Source organism: Aerococcus sp. Group 2 (genome assembly GCF_905125285.1).
Lineage (GTDB): Bacteria > Bacillota > Bacilli > Lactobacillales > Aerococcaceae > Aerococcus > Aerococcus urinae_E.
This window is the reverse complement of sequence record NZ_CAJHPA010000002.1, coordinates 428,865-445,213: the sequence shown is the minus strand read 5'-3', so window position 1 is coordinate 445,213 and position 16,349 is coordinate 428,865. Positions and strand designations below refer to the sequence as shown.

15 protein-coding genes are annotated in these 16,349 nt (G+C 39.0%); 12 read left to right on the top strand and 3 right to left on the bottom strand.

Annotated elements, in window-relative coordinates; translation table 11 throughout:
• The first annotated feature begins 32 nt into the window (after window positions 1–32).
• The 6 genes from JFU01_RS04410 (at window position 33) to JFU01_RS04385 (ending at window position 6,207) form a co-directional block, all read left to right on the top strand.
• Complete coding sequence (locus JFU01_RS04410; RefSeq protein ID WP_195855745.1) at window positions 33–881, top strand: SAM hydrolase/SAM-dependent halogenase family protein; 849 nt, start codon at window positions 33–35, stop codon at window positions 879–881.
• 3 nt (window positions 882–884) lie between these two features.
• The gene (locus JFU01_RS04405; protein ID WP_195855746.1) at window positions 885–1,763 is read left to right on the top strand and encodes an SAM hydrolase/SAM-dependent halogenase family protein; all 879 of its coding nucleotides are present in this window, start codon (window positions 885–887) and stop codon (window positions 1,761–1,763) included.
• Between the two features lie 421 nt (window positions 1,764–2,184).
• On the top strand, window positions 2,185–3,726 hold the full coding sequence (abc-f, locus tag JFU01_RS04400) for a ribosomal protection-like ABC-F family protein (protein ID WP_195855747.1): 1,542 nt from the start codon (window positions 2,185–2,187) through the stop codon (window positions 3,724–3,726).
• A gap of 289 nt (window positions 3,727–4,015) precedes the next feature.
• Window positions 4,016–5,152, top strand: a complete 1,137-nt coding sequence (locus tag JFU01_RS04395; protein ID WP_195855748.1) for a hypothetical protein — start codon at window positions 4,016–4,018, stop codon at window positions 5,150–5,152.
• A 171-nt stretch (window positions 5,153–5,323) separates the two neighbouring features.
• A complete protein-coding gene (locus JFU01_RS04390) occupies window positions 5,324–5,758 on the top strand; it encodes a GNAT family N-acetyltransferase (RefSeq protein ID WP_195855749.1) in 435 nt (144 codons plus the stop codon).
• Between the two features lie 101 nt (window positions 5,759–5,859).
• The gene (locus JFU01_RS04385) at window positions 5,860–6,207 is read left to right on the top strand and encodes a hypothetical protein (RefSeq protein ID WP_195855750.1); all 348 of its coding nucleotides are present in this window, start codon (window positions 5,860–5,862) and stop codon (window positions 6,205–6,207) included.
• Between the two features lie 118 nt (window positions 6,208–6,325).
• Here JFU01_RS04385 and JFU01_RS04380 read toward each other — a convergent pair whose 3' ends face one another.
• Window positions 6,326–6,886: an isochorismatase family protein gene (locus JFU01_RS04380; protein ID WP_195855751.1), complete on the bottom strand. Its 561-nt coding sequence runs from the start codon at window positions 6,884–6,886 to the stop codon at window positions 6,326–6,328.
• Between the two features lie 263 nt (window positions 6,887–7,149).
• On the opposite strand from JFU01_RS04380, the gene JFU01_RS04375 reads away from it, so the two are divergent.
• Together JFU01_RS04375 and JFU01_RS04370 are read left to right on the top strand one after the other, a co-directional pair.
• Entirely contained in the window at window positions 7,150–7,392 is a 243-nt protein-coding gene (locus JFU01_RS04375) for an AbrB/MazE/SpoVT family DNA-binding domain-containing protein (RefSeq protein WP_195855752.1), read from the top strand.
• Window positions 7,386–7,739 carry a type II toxin-antitoxin system PemK/MazF family toxin gene (locus JFU01_RS04370; RefSeq protein WP_230086930.1) on the top strand — a complete coding sequence of 118 codons (354 nt, stop codon included), beginning with the start codon at window positions 7,386–7,388 and terminating at the stop codon, window positions 7,737–7,739. The genes JFU01_RS04375 and JFU01_RS04370 overlap by 7 nt, the downstream gene beginning before the upstream one ends.
• A 228-nt stretch (window positions 7,740–7,967) precedes the next feature.
• On the opposite strand, the gene JFU01_RS04365 is transcribed toward JFU01_RS04370, so the two are convergent.
• Together JFU01_RS04365 and JFU01_RS04360 are read right to left on the bottom strand one after the other, a co-directional pair.
• Complete coding sequence (locus JFU01_RS04365) at window positions 7,968–9,176, bottom strand: MFS transporter (protein ID WP_195855753.1); 1,209 nt, start codon at window positions 9,174–9,176, stop codon at window positions 7,968–7,970.
• 65 nt (window positions 9,177–9,241) lie between these two features.
• The gene (locus JFU01_RS04360; RefSeq protein ID WP_195855754.1) at window positions 9,242–10,816 is read right to left on the bottom strand and encodes a helix-turn-helix domain-containing protein; all 1,575 of its coding nucleotides are present in this window, start codon (window positions 10,814–10,816) and stop codon (window positions 9,242–9,244) included.
• Between the two features lie 229 nt (window positions 10,817–11,045).
• Here JFU01_RS04360 and rlmD point away from each other — a divergent pair, with 229 nt between their 5' ends.
• From rlmD to JFU01_RS04340, 4 genes are all read left to right on the top strand, one after another.
• Window positions 11,046–12,443 carry a 23S rRNA (uracil(1939)-C(5))-methyltransferase RlmD gene (gene rlmD, locus JFU01_RS04355; protein WP_195855755.1) on the top strand — a complete coding sequence of 466 codons (1,398 nt, stop codon included), beginning with the start codon at window positions 11,046–11,048 and terminating at the stop codon, window positions 12,441–12,443.
• Window positions 12,444–13,035: 592 nt separating this feature from the next.
• A complete protein-coding gene (locus JFU01_RS04350) occupies window positions 13,036–14,535 on the top strand; it encodes an RNA-binding domain-containing protein (RefSeq protein WP_195855756.1) in 1,500 nt (499 codons plus the stop codon).
• 287 nt (window positions 14,536–14,822) lie between these two features.
• Window positions 14,823–15,569, top strand: a complete 747-nt coding sequence (locus JFU01_RS04345) for a type II toxin-antitoxin system RelB/DinJ family antitoxin (protein WP_195855757.1) — start codon at window positions 14,823–14,825, stop codon at window positions 15,567–15,569.
• 199 nt (window positions 15,570–15,768) lie between these two features.
• Window positions 15,769–16,347 carry a TetR/AcrR family transcriptional regulator gene (locus JFU01_RS04340; RefSeq protein WP_195855758.1) on the top strand — a complete coding sequence of 193 codons (579 nt, stop codon included), beginning with the start codon at window positions 15,769–15,771 and terminating at the stop codon, window positions 16,345–16,347.
• Window positions 16,348–16,349: the final 2 nt, after the last annotated feature.

Sequence of the window (16,349 nt, the reverse complement as noted above, 5' to 3'; positions counted from 1 at the left end):
GACGCCATGATAGAAGGGAGACCATTAACAAATTGAAACCTATTTTAGTATTTCAGACCGATTTTACCTATAAAGAGGCCGCTGTTAGCGCCATGTATGGGGTGGTCAAGTCAGTCGACCGCGACTTAGAAATTATTACCGGAACCCATGAGATTTCTAATTATGATATCTGGAGCGGCTCTTTCCGCCTCTACCAACCCATGCAATTTTGGCCTAAGGGCACTATTTTCGTCTCAGTCGTTGACCCCGGTGTGGGCACGAGTCGGCGAGCTTGTATTGCCCAGACCAAAAACGGCTACACCATTGTGACCCCTGATAACGGGAGTTTGACCCATGTCGCTGAGCACTTTGGTATTGAACGAGTGGTTGAGATTGATATTGACCGTCACCGCCTCAAAGGCCAGGGGACGGAAGGAATCTCGGTCTTTCATGGCCGTGATGTCTTTGCCTATTGTGCCGCCCAGCTAGCCAGCGGACAGGTGGCCTTTGAAGATTTTGGGACTGAATATCCGGTTGACGAGATTGTCACTTTTGATTTGATCGAGCCGGTGCAAGCCAAGGATCGGTTGACAGGCATGGGGGAAATTATTGATCCTAACTTTGGTAATTATTGGACCAATATTCCCTTTGCTTGGTTAAAAGATCAAGCCGGGAAGTCAGTTTGGGTTATTGTTCGATCAGAAAGTGGAGAAGTGGTTTTCGATGAGCCGATTCAAATTCATAAGACCTTTGGCGAGGTGAGTCTGGGCGAATTAACTATTTACCAGAATGAATTTGCTAACTTGAGTCTAGCCATTAATCAGGGGAGTTTTATTTCTAAATATGACCTGCCGTATGGGGTTGGTGTCAGTGTTGAAGTAGTATTGAGTGAGGAGGAATAGAGAATGGTTGTTGATTTCAGTAAATTACCGGCTTTTCGTCAGCAATTAGTGTTTCAAAGTGACTTTGGACTGAATGATGGAGCGGTATCGGCCATGACGGGAGTGGTGGTGACAGTCGATGAGAGCTTGAGCATTCATCACTTAACCCATAATATTCCCCCTTATGATATTTATTTGGCTGGCTACCGGCTCTATCAGACCTATTCCTACTGGCCTGAGGGGACCATCTTCGTATCGATTGTGGACCCGGGCGTGGGCTACAAGCAAAAGTCAGTCATTGCCTTATTAGACAGTGGCCACTATATCGTCACCCCTAATAATGGGACCCTGTCCTTCCTAGCCAAATATGTGGGAATCCAGGCGGCCTTTGAAATTGACAAGGAGAAAAACTTGTTACCTTCGACCAACCAGTCCTATACTTTCTATGGCCGTGACTTGTACGCCTATACGGCAGCTCGCTTAGCCAGTGGTCAGCTGGACTTGAGTGAGGTGGGTGAAGAACTTGATATCAGCGAGCTTAAGCTCTACGAGATTGATGACTTCCAGATTAATTCTGAGGAAGGTGTACTCAGCGGTCACGTTGCCATTCACGATGAACGTTTCGGCTCGCTCTGGACCAATATCCCTTATGAGTCTTTGCAGGACTTAGAAGTAAAAACAGGAGACCAACTCCATCTCAAGATCAACCACCAAGGGCAAACGGTCTATGATGACGTCGTGCCCGTGGTCCAGTCCTTCCAATCTGTGCCTCAGAGTCGGGCGTTGATCTATTGTAACTCGCTTAGGAATTTGGCGGTTGCCCTTAATCAGAACAGTTTTGCTCAAGCCTACAAGGTCGGTTATGGATCTGATTGGCAGGTCAAGTTTCAAAAAATTAAGTAGCTAATAATGTTTTCGTCTGTGTCTTTAAGGTTATAGAAGAAAATTTGTGAATTGAAAGAAGCTCCAGAAATGGGGCTTTTTTTAGCGAAAAAGGATGAATTGGTTGATGTTTGTAGCAGTTAGACCACTTTGATAAAATTTCATATCATTGAAAAGAAACATAAAAAAATATGAGAAAAAATGAATAATATTGTTTTATGTATAGAATGATTTGCTATAATAGACTTAATTTAAGAAATCCGAGGTAAAAAAGACATGGTAATTTTAATTTAAGCATCTGAGCAAATGAATTCCCACAATTTAGGGGGATCAGTGTGTACTCAGACGCTTGGTTAATTTAGCCATGTCTTTTTGTGTACACATTTTTAGCTCACATTTATTTATTGATGATAGGTGTACTGAACTTAAAGGAGAGCTAAAGATGGAAATGATAAAATTTTTACATGTTTCGAAGATCGTTGCAGATCGTCAATTATTTCAAATTGACCAGCTAATAGCCAATCAAGGAGATAAGATTGGCCTTATCGGCAAGAATGGCGTGGGAAAATCAACATTATTACGCGTCTTGGTTGGATTAGATGAGGACTTTACCGGACAAGTGTTTATTCATCCAAGTTATGCCTATCTTCCTCAACTCAAAAAAACGACTGAAGAATCTGGGGGAGAGCAAGAGAAAAGACTCTTGGAAGAAGTTTTCACTAAAGGGGCAGATCTACTAATTCTCGATGAACCTACTTCTAATTTGGATGTTAAAAATATTGATTGGTTAAGCCAAACTTTAACTAAATATTCGGGGACAGTTTTGTTGGTTTCTCATGACCGCCGATTATTAAATCAAGTTGTGGACCAGATTTGGGAACTCGACCAAGGAAAACTGACTAAATATGTAGGCAACTATGACGACTATCAAACAGCTAAGGCAAAAGCTGTTCAAGGACAGGAAACTGCTTATAAAAATTATCAAAAGAAAGTGCATCAGTTAGAAAAAGAGATCCAAGAAAGAAATCTGCGGGCCCAAAATTTTAAAAAGAAGAAAAAGAATCTTTCCCGCTCAGATTATAAAGTAAGTGGCTACGCGGGAAAGTATGACGGTCAACAGAAAGGTTTAGCCAGGTCAGCTAAGGCCTTGCAAAGAAGAATTGATCAGATTGAACCAGTCAACACTCCCAAGAAAGAAGGGCAGTATCGCTTCAAAGCAGTTGGTAATTTAGCGGTTAAAGCTGGGCAGAGCTTGCTCCGATTAGAAGCAGGTCAAGTCCATGTCGATGAGCGTTTATTATTTACAATCCCAGAATTTAAATTGCAGGCAGGAGATAAAGTAGCTATTCAGGGACGCAACCAAGCAGGAAAAACCACTTTTCTTAGCCAGTTATTCCATCGTCAGCTCCCCGGCTATTACATGGAAAATTTGAATATTGGCTATTTTAGGCAAAATTTTGATCAGCTTCACTTGAATAAAAGCATTCTAGAAAATATTAGTGAAGAAAGTTTGCAGTCGGATGACCTGATTCATCGGGTTTTAGCCGCTTTGGGCTTCGATCAAAACAGAGTGACGGACAAGGTCAATTGCCTATCAGGAGGTGAGCGCGTTCGCTTGGCTTTCGCTAAATTATTACTAGGAGACTACCATCTCTTGCTATTAGACGAACCGACTAATTATTTAGATATTCAAACCCTTGAAAGCGTTGAGGAGTTTATCAGAAGTCATCCTGCTGCCATTCTGTTGGTCTCTCACGACCAGGAATTTGTCAATCATTGCGTGGATAAGCAATTTATCATTAAAAACAAAAAGCTACTAAGTCCTTCTTATCAGAAAGATAATCAGGATCAAGTAGAAAAAGAAATTATCCGCTTAGATTTCCGACTCAATCAGATGATTGCCGATAGAAGCGTAGGCCTAGAGGAGATTAGAGAGGTCCAAAATAAGATTAGGCTATTAAAAGAAAAACATAATATAGAATAAGCATTTATTAATATAGGAGGATAACTGTTGGGAAAATCCGAATAGTTACCAGAAAAGGGAAAGAAATTGAGTAATGTAGGAATTACGCTCATCGTAGTTCACTATTATTCCAAAACAAAACATATTGTGACTTTACTATTCGATTAAACGGCTGATAAGCTTTATACTGATTGTGTATGGATGGAATGCAGCCTAGCTACTCCTATTTGATAGAAGAGAGGAAAAACTAGAAGTCCTATATTTAGGCAAGAAAATAAGGCTGACTAAAAAAGCTAGAGAAGGTGAAGACATGTCTTTTGAAACTGAAGATATTTTTAGAAATATTCAAAAATTCCTCGACCAGCATAGCAGCGAGTTTGAGGATGGGGAAGCAGCCATTACCCACGCTATTCATTTGCATAATGCGGGCTTATTGTCCTTTGATGATGAAGATGAATCGAGTCGCGCTATGGATTTGTTTGAGTCTGCTATGTATACAGAAGATCCAGACCAACAAGCAGTCTTGTTAGAAGAAGCCTATGCTTTAGATTCTGACAACCTAGATATTTACTGTGCTTGGGCACTCAGTCATTTCTCAGATATCGAGGCGATTTCGAAGCTTCAAGCCAAAGCAGATGATTATTTCAAGGCCCACCGTAAGGAAATCAAAGAGTCTGGCTATTTTGCTGTAGAAAATCGGCCTTATTTCCGCGTACAAAATACCTTGTTAGATTTATACAAGGAGGGTTTGTTCATGGAGGAAGCTGAAAAAATAGCTAAGCATATCCTGCGTTTTAATTCCAATGACAATATGGGGGTGCGCTATAAGCTGATGGCGATTTACGTCAATTCATTTCAACATAAGCAGGCCAAAGCGCTTTTCAAAAGAGACTCCAGTTATCGATCAGACGATCAAATGCTGTTCTACATGGCCACCAGTCTTATCTTAGCAAGGGATTTTAAACTGGCCCAGCAACGTATCAAAGATTTACAAGAAATCAATTCGGATATCCTTTATTTCTTTGAAGATGAAAACTTTAATGAACTTAAGGTCTTTGTCAACTTGCCTAAAGAGGACTATCGCCCAAATTCTAAGCAGTCTTTGGCTATCGCTTTAAACGAGGTCTTACCACTCTTCAGCCAGTCTAATCTCCTCTATCAGCACTTTAAACAAAGTTTAAGGGAACTCATTCCTAACTACTTTGACGATGTGCAAGCTCAAAAAGAAAAGAATATTATGTCCTATTTCCAAGCCGATAAACTATCGGGTAAGGGAATTTTCGCTAATATCGCTAGCCAATATGTCCGTGCCTTACTCTTAGAAGATTTGGAAACTGCCGATGACTTTAAAACAAAAACGGAAAAAGAAGTCCTAGCCATTAATGGTATCGGTAAAGGCACAATTAATAAATTAAAGGCCAATGGGGTCCGCTTTAAGGAAAGTTAACTTTAAAAGAAGTTGCCCCCTAAGCGCTTTGCGATTGATAAAAAGTTTAAATTAGCTTCAAAACTCCTTATAAGAGGTATATAATTTAGCCTAATAAAATGCTAGTCCAGCAAGTATTCTAATGATTACTTGAGGCATTTTTATACCTTTATCCATAGGAGATGAAAGTCTATGATCAGATCTATTCAAGAGACTCATGCTAAAGCGATTCAAGAAATATGCCAGGTCGCACTCGGCTACGATGCTGATCTGAATCTTGTCCAATCACAAATCAAAAAATTATCCCAAGACCATGATCACCATATTCTAGCTGTTTATGAAGAGGAGACTGCTTCTAGGGCGGTTGCTTTTGTTCACGCTGAGATCTATGAAGGACTCTACAGTGAAACGGGCTTAAATATTCTTGGCCTTGCGGTAAATCCTGACTATCAAGGCCATGGCATTGGTAGGGAGCTCATGTCTTTTGTAGAAAATTATGCGATTAACCACCAACTCCACTACATTCGCTTAAATTCAGCGGTCCATCGCCAGGAAGCCCACCAATTTTACCAAAGCATTGGTTATCGTCACGATCGTACTCAGAAACGCTTTACGAAGACATTTTGATAGATCGATGAGTCTATTATCACCGACCTATATATTAATGGTCTATTTATCTTTGGGATGATCGACTTAGCTATTATTAATCACTTTTAGGAGGAATTATCATGGCGATCACAGCAATAATCATGGCAATCTTCGGGCCTCTATGGATTATGGGAGCTCTATTTTTGAATTATAATATATATAAGCTGGTACTGATTGATGCTAAAGCAAGAAAAATGAAGCGTCCCCGCTTATGGGCCTTGCTAAGTATGGGCCACAATAACGGGAGTGCCTTTTTACCGATCTATTTCTTCAATAGGCGAAAGTATCCGAGAAAGGCATTCAGTCCTCAGGAAGCTGAAAATTACGAAAGATATAAAAAACAAGCGAAAGTTTCCTTGGCTCTATTTCTAATAGGAGCAGTGGTGTTTTTTATCTGTTTTATTCATTATTTTAAAATTTGGGAGTAGCTGTTTTGCTACTCAATCCTTTGCCGGGCAAAAAAGAGACACAGAGTCATGTCGTTATAACTACACGCTCTGTGTCTCTTTTATTTGTATTAGTTATAATATTTCAAATGAGGTCAGCTTATTGAGCTTGACGCTCTTTGACTAAGTTAGAAATCGCCTTGAAGTGTGGGTTCTTGGCATCTTCAAGCAGGTAGTAGAGTAAGCTCTCACTGGATAAGAGTCGGGCGCCATCCGCTTGGAGTTGGCTGAGAGCCCATTCGTGTTCTTTTGCACTTCTAGCGGTTACTGCGTCACGGACCAAAGTGACTTGGATTTGAGGATAGTCGTCTAATAACTGATGGGCGGTTTGCTCGATGCAGATAGGGGTTTCCATCCCGACAATCACTACATGTTCAATGACAGGAGTGATGTGGTTGACGACTTCGGGAATGCAGGCATTGAAACGGGTCTTCGTGTAAACTGGTGCCTCACTCAAACTACACTTGATGGCAGGATGGGTAGCGCCCAAGCCTTGAGGGTATTGTTCGGTAACTACCTTCTTAACGCCTAAGTGGTTCAAGCCTTCAAGAAGAAATTGCAGCTTAGTCAGATAAGTATCGGAATCATGCATTGCGGGAACCAGCTTTTCTTGGACATCGATCACGAGAACTAGGGTATTATCAACAGTCATTGAAGTCATGGTGAACTTCCTTTCTAAGAATCTTATTTCTTCTTTAATTATAGCAAGCACAAGACCTGATGCCTAGGTTTCTAAAAAATCTCCTAGGAATATAATGAGGCTTAGCTCCTTACAGGAAAGAGTTTCCTTTTTATTGACTGAATTGAGAGTGGTGATTTTTAGGAGATATTCAATGAGAGAATCATCCTGAAAAGCATTTTACAGGGGTAATGTATATACATTTGGATAGTCATTTGGTAAAATAGGATTGAGGAGGCGATAGTATGCAAACGAAAATTGCCCAATGGGGAAATTCAAAGGCGATCAGAATTCCATCAGCGATAGTTAAACAGCTCAATTTAAAGGATAATCAAGTGCTCTCACTTGAAATCAAAGATCAATCCCTAGTGATTAAGCCTAAGGAAGCAGAGACTATTCAAGAATTATTTGCCGATTACAAGACTTCTTTCACTTATGAGGAAGAAATGGATTGGGGACCAGCAGTGGGAGAAGAGATCGAATGGTGATGCGGCAAGGGGATATTTTTTATGTTAATTTTAACCCAAGTATCGGACATGAACAGAGAAATAGTCGTCCAGCCATTGCATTAAGTCATGATCTCATTTTCCAGACGAGTCACATGGCGATTGTTGCGCCTATCTCAACGACAAAACGAAACTATCCAGCCTATTACGAGCTCCAAGAAACTGATCAGATAAAGGGTAAAGTCCTTTTAGACCAAACGAAAGCTCTTGATCTTTATCATCGTCAAGTCAGCCGAGAAAATTTTATTGAACGAGCTAAACCAAATGAATTTAAGCGCATTATTCATCGTTATAAATTGTTATTCGATCTGGTAGATGATTATCAATAGGCAATAATAAAACGCTGAGATTGAAAGAAAACCATTGTTGTGATGGTTAGACTCTATTCAAATTTGTTCCAAGGGCAGAGCAAGCGTCGACTTCAGAAAATGACGATCTTGCTCTTTTTTGTTCTTATCATACTCTTATCCTTATTTGGCGATTAATCCAAACACTCTTCATTCATGAAATATTGTAAGCCTTCTTTTTCAAGCCTTATGAAGTGGACAAGGCAGCCCTTATCCCTTGCTACTTGGACTGGATGGCGTCTTATCTTGCTTATGAATGAACTTATGAATAGCTAATAAGGAAAGACTATAAATTAAGAGCTGTCCATAACCCACATAGGCAAAGATTTGCCAACTTTTTAAATCAATGAGTGATGCGACAAAGCTTCCCAGAGGTGCGAAAATACCGACGATAGTAAAAATGAGAGAAAAAATACGTCCCAAGAAATTGGAAGCGACTGAGACCTGCATGTGGGACATGAAACTGACATTAAACATAGAGACTGTGGTCGAAAAAATAGCGAATAAGATTAAAAGCATGGCTTGATAATTTTTGAAGACCTCTAGGAGGATTAAGGCGATGGCTCCTGGCAGGAGAAGATGGAAGAAGCCTTGCCCTGCAATTTTCAACTTCATCGTTGCAATAAGCAAGGCACCTAAAATACTCCCTAGGGATTGGGCAACGAGAATATAGGCATAGATATTAGAAAACTGTGAGAAGGTTGATGTAAAGGGAAGGTAAAAGTTATAGACCGCCTCTAAAAAATTAAGGAAAGCGGTAGCGCAGAGAATTATAAACAACATTTTATCTTGATAAAGATATAAAAAGCCTTCCTTTAGGCCTGCCAACAAGGGGAGTGGGTGATTTTCAACCTTATGCAAAATATAGAAATGATATTCGCATAAAACTGAAACCATAAAGGAGAGAGAATTGATCAACATACCGTATTTAAAACCAAATTGCTTAATAATAAAGACAGCAACTAAGGGAGCACCAACCCCAACCATTTCGGCGATTATTTTGGAGAAGGAGTTATAGCGATAGATTCCCTTCCTAGACAAGAGATCTTTGATGATGGCCTTATAAGCAGGGCCATTAAAACTGAATAGGAGGGCCAACAGACCGTTCACGATCACTAGGGCCCAGATGTTTTCTGGATTATAAAATAGAAAGAGTAAAAAAGTAGCAATAGCGGCAATCAAATCGGTTAGGATTAAGACCTGCTTGCGGTTAGAAAAATCGGCCAGGTAGCCGGCAAAGAGATTGAAGACGAGACGAATAATGGATTCACTGGATTGGTAGAGCATCATAAAAAAAGACGATTGGCTAGCCAATTGAGCAATTAAGAGCTTATTGGCATAATCAAAAATGATATTACCAAAGTTTGTGGTTTGTCCTCTTACCAACAAAAGAAGCGTATTTTTATGTTCTTTGTTCATGGGAATAATCCTCCAAATGGGTATAATTTTTTAAAGAAGTTTGACTCTTTCGTTCAACATGGATTTCATTGAATATGTCCTTGGTAGCCTAAAATTTTCAAGGCGTCTTGTATATTTCCAAAAGCGCGGAACACTTGGTCGAAATTCAATAAAGTCGCAGACTGAAGCTTTGACTGGGTGATTCCCATTAGTATCGCCATGCCTGCGTACATATCTTTTAAATCAAAGACTTGTCCTGGGCGAGAATAATTCGTTCTTCTTCCTTGGCTTTTTAGGGCGCCGTTTTCGAGATCTTTAATCAAAATTCCCAGTTTTTTTAATTCAGGAATATGACTGGTCCGGTGACTAAAGACTTCATCGAATAAAATGGAGGGAATATTTTCTAAAGCAAAAAATTCCGATAGAATGGGCCCTAAGTCCGTACTGATGAAGGGAGCAGCACCTAAAGGCAGAAATTCAAAATAATTTGAATCAATGGGAGCCGTTTTTTGAAATTGTAAGCTATGCTTATTTTCATACAAGCTCAGACCTAATTTTTTGAAAAAATGATGGTAACTTGCGGGGATATCTTTGATTGTTAAATTATCAAAGAGGATATGGTCTAGCTGATTCCAAAATAAAAGGACATAAGCAACTAACATTGTCATATCAGGTGGGACTTGAATTTCAGTCTCAGTGACTTCGATAAAGTCTACCTTAGGGATGATAATTTTATCTGGACTAAGATAACAAACCTGACGATTGCTGGCTTGTTCAAGTAGTCGAATTAAATAGTTAACGGTTGGGTTTGGCGATAAGCCATTTATTCGAATTTCATTGGGATAGACATAGGCAAGGTTGATCGCGTTAAAGAAGGCACCGACACTTTTACTTCCATCGCCATAACAATTCAGGCTAATATTCTGATTCAAGCGGTCTTTTTTCTGAGCATAGAAAATTTGACTGTTTGAATCATATCGATAGCTAGCTACAGTCGAAAGCATGTCCAAGTGCAGGTCGATAGGACGATGACCAAAATTATCGCCGCCTGGAAAGCTAAAAAGAAGTTTCTGGTAACGATAAGTCAATCCGGAAATAATTCCGATACTTGCACGACTGATTTGATTGAGGGAGACAATATCTTGAGGAATATTATTAGAACGAATGTGAATGGTGTCTCCATGTGTAGAGGTCTCTGACCAGCCATGGTAGCCCAATTCGTATAAGATATTAAGAAAATCAAAGGCTTGCGGACAATTTTTAAGGGTTAAATCATGTTTGTCCAAAAATAAATGGGACAACAAAAGGTGGATAGCAATAACTCGATCACCTTCGATTTTGATATGTGTTGGTTGAGATGCAGATAAAGAATGACTACTTTGTCTCTCTAAGTGGAAACAGAAATGTTTGGGAATTTGTCTGCTTTGTGGCTTAGTGGGTGATTCCTTTAAAGGGGTTTCTGTTTGGTCAAGATGATTTTCTAAGTCTTCAAAAGAGATTTCTAATAGTTTGGCATAGGCAAGCAAATCTCGAAGGTTGATTTCCCGAGAGCCGTTCTCCCAGTTTGAAATGGCTTGCCGACTAAGCTTTAATTGATGGGCGACAAATTCTTGGGTAAAACCCATAGCCAGTCGACGCTGTTTTAAAAAATTACCCAGCATAGGATGAGCTCCTTTCTTTAAATTTGAGCTCTACTATACTCCCTTGATAAGAGATTTCAAGAAATTCTTGGCAACGATTTGTGGCTCTAGTGTGCAGTATTAAAGAAGTCATTCGCTCATTTTAATTAAGAAAGGATCAGCAGCTTGCACCTGGGTTGAGAATATGCTTTACTAAACAGGATGAATTTTTCAGATTGATACAAAATTTACTAATAGAGGGGATTTGCCGATGAAGCACCGTTATCCAAGTGAACAATTAGAAGTGGAAGTGACCGGACTTTCTGAGAAGGGGCTAGGTTTAGCCGAATATCGTTTTCCGGATACAGAATTAGGAAAAGGGCGGAAATTAAAACTTCAAATTCCTAAGGCCCTACCTGGGGATAAATTGCTAGTCACTGTACCCAATGCAAGGGGACGGAGACGGGCAACCCGTACCTATGACCGGATTTTAGAGCCTTCGCCCAGCCGGAATGGGGGATATGAATTAGATGGTCCCCAAGTTGGTGGGGCACCCTTGGAGTATATGAATTACCCGGACCAATTGACCTATAAAAGAGAGCTGACCCAGACCTTTTTAGCTGACCAAGGTTTTGATTCCAGTGTGGTGGGTGAGGTATGGGGGATGGATGACCCTTATCATTACCGCAACAAGCTCGAGTTAAGTTTCTCGATCGATGGCGACTTGGGTTTCTTCGCCCAAGGTGACCAATATCAAATTGTCGATTGGCAGAAGAATATCCTGGCTCCTGAAATCTTCATGACCCTAAAGGAAGAGGTTCAAGCCTGGCAAAAGGCTTGGGGATTAGCTGGTTACGAAAAACAGTCTAAGCAAGGTTTGCTCAGACAATTACTCTTGCGCCAAGGCCAGCAAAGTGGCGAAGTCATGGTAGCGGTTTTTGCTCAAGAGGATGCGGAAAATCTCGATTCGGATGCCATCCACGATCTCATCCAACGCTTGCAGGCCTATCCTGAGATTAAGAGCTTGATGTGGATTAAGAATACCGCCATTGCTGACCGGATGGGGGCTGACAAGGTGGAAGTCCTGGCTGGACGTGACTATATCCGTGATGAGTTGGCTGGCTTTAACTACCGCCTTTATTTCGATACTTTCTTCCAACCAAATCCCACCCAAGCCCAACGAATGATTGATTTAGCCTGTGACTGGGCTGACCTCGATCAAGATAGTCTGGTGATAGATCTTTTCTGTGGGGTCGGTAGCTTTAGCCTACCTCTGGCTAAGCGAGCTAAGGCCTTAGTGGGGATTGAAATTGTGGAACAATCGATTGAATCAGCTAAACGCAATGCTCGGGATAACGGCATTACTAACGCCCACTTTATGGCTCGCGATGCCCGTCATGGCTTGGCTGAAATTGAAGAAGAATGGGGACAAGCGGACCTGCTCTTACTCGACCCACCCCGCAATGGTGCCGGTGGAAAAATTATGCGCCGAATCGGCCGGATGGGTTTAGAGAAGATTATTTATGTTTCCTGCAATCCCAAAACCCTAGCTGAAGATCTAGTCTGGCTAAGAGAGTTCGGTTATGAGATTGCCAAGATCCAATTAATCGACCAGTTTCCTCATACTCAGCATGTTGAATGTGTTACGCAACTAGTCAAAATGAATTAATTGAATGCTTAGTTACAGATAAATCTTATTGAGTCCGATGGATAGTTGGAAAAGAAATAGAATGAAATAAATTGCAGAAGAAGCTCCCGAAAGGGGCTTTTTTATTATTGAAAAAAATGGTGGAAAGGTAGATGTGTTTATGTAGAAATTGAATGACTTAATAAGTTGGGAAAAGTAATTCGAAGCTAAAACTTTATAAATAGTTTCTTTTATAACATAGTTAGCGTTTCATTCAAGATATAAACGGAAACTATGATCAGACAGTGGGGAGCTAACCAGCTTGAAACCACTTTGAAAGCGAGGGGAGTTGTCAGAATAGAAAATAAGAGAGGTCTAGAGCTATCTTGTATCGATAACATAGTCTATGTTTCTCTTTTTGGTATAATGACTTAGAAAGAATTAATCGTGAGTGAATCGTGCGAAAATCGTGCAAAATAATATCAGAATGTTGATTTAATGCGGTGTAGATTAAGAATTAATCGTGAGTGAATCGTGCGAAAATCGTGCGAAATAATATCAAAATGTTGATTTAATGCGATTTATATCAAAATAATCGTGAGTAAATTGATATAAAGAATGGGGGGGCATTCAAGTGAAAGAGTCCGAAGTATTAGAAATTAGTGAGGGAAAATATGTCGAGCTTAAAAAGGCCAAAAATAAAATTCCTGATTCCTTTTGGGAAACATATTCTGCCTTTGCAAATACAGATGGCGGTATAGTTATTTTTGGCGTGGATGAAAAATCAAGGCAAGTTGTGGGAATAGAACAACCAGAAAAAATGAGGGACGATCTATTTAATATGGTAAATAACCCACAAAAAGTAAGTACTAATCTGATTAACGATGATGATGTGCATATTATAGATGTAGACAATGGTGTTCAAATAATGATGGTGAAGATTTCAGAGGCGCCTTATCAACTGAAACCAGTTTATTTAAAAGGTAATCCGCAACTCGCTTTTGAGAGATTAGGTGAAGGGGACAGAAGGTTGACACCTGATAAATATAAGGAATTAGTTGTAGAGTCTCAACCTGAGACAGACAATGAATTGTTATTAAATTATGATTTGTCAGATTTATACATCGATGATTTGGAAGTTTATCGAAAAGAATTATATGAACAAACGAATAATACTCGATACAAGAACATAGATTTTAGAGAATTATTAATAGAAGTAGGCGCTCTTCGAAAGGATCGACAAGGTGACGGTCAATTTCATTTGACGGTGGGTGGCTTGCTATTCTTTGGAAAATATACGTCTATTACTGATCGTTTTCCAGGCTTTCAGTTAGATTATTTTGAGAAGGAATCTTCACTTGATGTAGATTGGAAAGACCGAATATCGTCAGGGGATGCGGCGTTTCCCCAATTAAATGTATACGGCTTTTATAGAATGACACTAGATAAATTAAATGGAACGCTTAAAGATGAGTTTATGTTGGACGAAAATACCAAGTCTAGGCTTCCTTTTAGAACAGATTTATATACAGCTGTTAGGGAAGCTCTAGTTAACTCACTAATGCATGCTTATTATGATTCGAACAGTCCCATCACGATAACAGCTTATCCAGATTACTATGAATTTTCTAATCCAGGGAAAATGAGAGTTACTGAGGAAGAATTTGTTCACGGTGGTCATTCTGATATCAGGAACCACACAATGTCTACAATTATGCGAAGAATAGGTATTTCTGAGAAAGCTGGAAGCGGAGGGCCAAGAATATTTGATGTTGCTTCCAAATATAATTTAAAATTACCTGAGGTTATTAGGGAGCAATATAAAACAACATTGAGAATTTGGAAGGTTGATTTGGAGAAAACATTTGAAGGGTATTCAGAAGATCAGAAAAAGATACTTTATTATTTAATTGAAAATCAATCGATTGCTAGAAGCGAGGCAAAGGATCAACTTTCGATGGATAATTATACCTTTAGAACGACGATCAATCAGCTTTTGGAGAAAGATATGGTTGATGTTATGGGTAAAGGGAGAGCTACTCGATATATCTTGAAACTTTCATCACCAGAACAGTCCTATAATATGAAAAGAATTTTAAGGTTTATAGAAGATAACATTATTAATAGAGGATAGATTGCTACTACACGCTTTATTTACTCATACTTTAGTTTCGACATACCAAAACCAATCCATAGCTTATGGGTGACACATGCTGAATCAGTCGTTGCGTTGGATAAGAAATGAAGTTATCGAAAAATTGCAGAAGACGTTCCTGAAAAGGGGCTTTTTTGCTAACTTATGCAATAAGTTTAAACCACTAAATCTTTTCAATCTATATAATTGATAAACACTTGATTCTGTTTTTGATATGCATTATCATTATATACGAAATGGAAATGCATATAAAGACAGGTGGTTATATGAAAAATATCCAAGTAAGAGTGAATTCGAATATAAAAGATAAATCTGATGAAATCTTTGAGGCGTTAGGAACGACTACAAACGAAGCGATAAAAATATTTTTGAGCGCAGCTATTAATGAAAAAGGGTTTCCGTTTAAAGTTAAGCTACCAAAAAATAATACTTTGGAGGAATATGTTAACGATCACATGCTTCCATTAAGTGATAAAGAAATCGATGAAGGCTATTTCTTCGTGGAGGGCTCTTTTAGCAAATCAACAGAGTTTTTACAAGGAGTTTACCTCGAAAATATAAAAATAAAAGGTTTTCTATTTGAAGAACAAGAGGATAGTATTACAGTAGCAGAAGCTAAAATTATGACAATCGATGGTAGCCGGGAACATATAGCTGAGGTGGCTGACGCGTTTTCGGGTGATACGGAGCTTGTTGGTAGCACAATGATGTACAATAGTAAAGTTGTAGATGCGTATAGTAAAATTGCTATTCTGGATGAATTCTTTGTTTTTTCACAATATGCTACAGCTAAGACAAGAGTGAAATTGTTTGCGGAATATGTGCTCCCTTATTTAGCGGATCGCGATATTGAATATGTAGGATTTATGAATGCTGGGCTATGGAGAACTGAGAGTGCGGAAGAGAGAAGGGCACAGACCAAAGCTTTGAAAGAATTAGATATACTAACAGAAAACTTTAAGTCTGAAAAATGGGCTGAAAGCGTGAATATTATAGAGATTGATGAGATATAGAAGTATTTTATAAAAAGAAGCTCCTGAAAGGGGGCTTTTTATTATGAGAAAAATAGTTGGAAGGAAGTCTTTCTGACAAACCATTATTAATAATATATTAAATAAAATATATAAATAATGAACTTTTATTCATATTTATATTTATTTTCGCTTTGATATGAATTATAATTCATAAAAGTAAAATTTTATGGAGGGCATCATGGCTAAAGATAATAAAGAAAAGTTAATTAAAGCGACTGATCGCTTGCTTAAAGATCGAAGTATTAGCTCGATTACAACTAAGGAGATCACCAAGGAAGCGGGAGTGTCTGTTGGTGTTTTTTACAACTATTTCAATAGCAAAGAAGAGGTCTTTACCGAATTGGTCAAGAGCTTCTTCAATTATTCACTAGCAGAACTGGAAAAACTTCAAGCAGAAATTACGGGCAATAATCTCCGCTCAGAATTAAAGTTTAAAGAATTTTTGGTCAAGGGGATGGATAAGAACTGGGAAAATCGGTTCTTAAATAGCGATATTCTGATGTTGACTCGAAAAGACCAGGTCTTTAAAGAGATGATGCTGGATTTTAATGAGCGGATGGTTGCTATTATTGTTGCTATTTTAACCATTATTCAATCATATGCTCAGGAGAGCGAGTTGACTATTAAGGCTAAATTAATCATGAATTTGATTCAAAATTCCTACCCTGTTTTTTCTAGTTTTGCAGACGACCAAGAGCAAGAAGCATATATGGAGAAAGTGGTCAATATTATTTTTGATCTGAGCTTTAATGAATAGAG

Coding starts and splice junctions, on each gene's coding strand:
- JFU01_RS04405 (WP_195855746.1), top strand. CDS start 885: ATGGTTGTTGATTTCAGTAAATTACCGGCTTTTCGTCAGCAATTAGTG.
- abc-f (WP_195855747.1), top strand. CDS start 2,185: ATGGAAATGATAAAATTTTTACATGTTTCGAAGATCGTTGCAGATCGT.
- JFU01_RS04395 (WP_195855748.1), top strand. CDS start 4,016: ATGTCTTTTGAAACTGAAGATATTTTTAGAAATATTCAAAAATTCCTC.
- JFU01_RS04390 (WP_195855749.1), top strand. CDS start 5,324: ATGATCAGATCTATTCAAGAGACTCATGCTAAAGCGATTCAAGAAATA.
- JFU01_RS04385 (WP_195855750.1), top strand. CDS start 5,860: ATGGCGATCACAGCAATAATCATGGCAATCTTCGGGCCTCTATGGATT.
- JFU01_RS04380 (WP_195855751.1), bottom strand. CDS start 6,886: ATGACTTCAATGACTGTTGATAATACCCTAGTTCTCGTGATCGATGTC.
- JFU01_RS04375 (WP_195855752.1), top strand. CDS start 7,150: ATGCAAACGAAAATTGCCCAATGGGGAAATTCAAAGGCGATCAGAATT.
- JFU01_RS04370 (WP_230086930.1), top strand. CDS start 7,386: ATGGTGATGCGGCAAGGGGATATTTTTTATGTTAATTTTAACCCAAGT.
- JFU01_RS04365 (WP_195855753.1), bottom strand. CDS start 9,176: ATGAACAAAGAACATAAAAATACGCTTCTTTTGTTGGTAAGAGGACAA.
- JFU01_RS04360 (WP_195855754.1), bottom strand. CDS start 10,816: ATGCTGGGTAATTTTTTAAAACAGCGTCGACTGGCTATGGGTTTTACC.
- rlmD (WP_195855755.1), top strand. CDS start 11,046: ATGAAGCACCGTTATCCAAGTGAACAATTAGAAGTGGAAGTGACCGGA.
- JFU01_RS04345 (WP_195855757.1), top strand. CDS start 14,823: ATGAAAAATATCCAAGTAAGAGTGAATTCGAATATAAAAGATAAATCT.
- JFU01_RS04340 (WP_195855758.1), top strand. CDS start 15,769: ATGGCTAAAGATAATAAAGAAAAGTTAATTAAAGCGACTGATCGCTTG.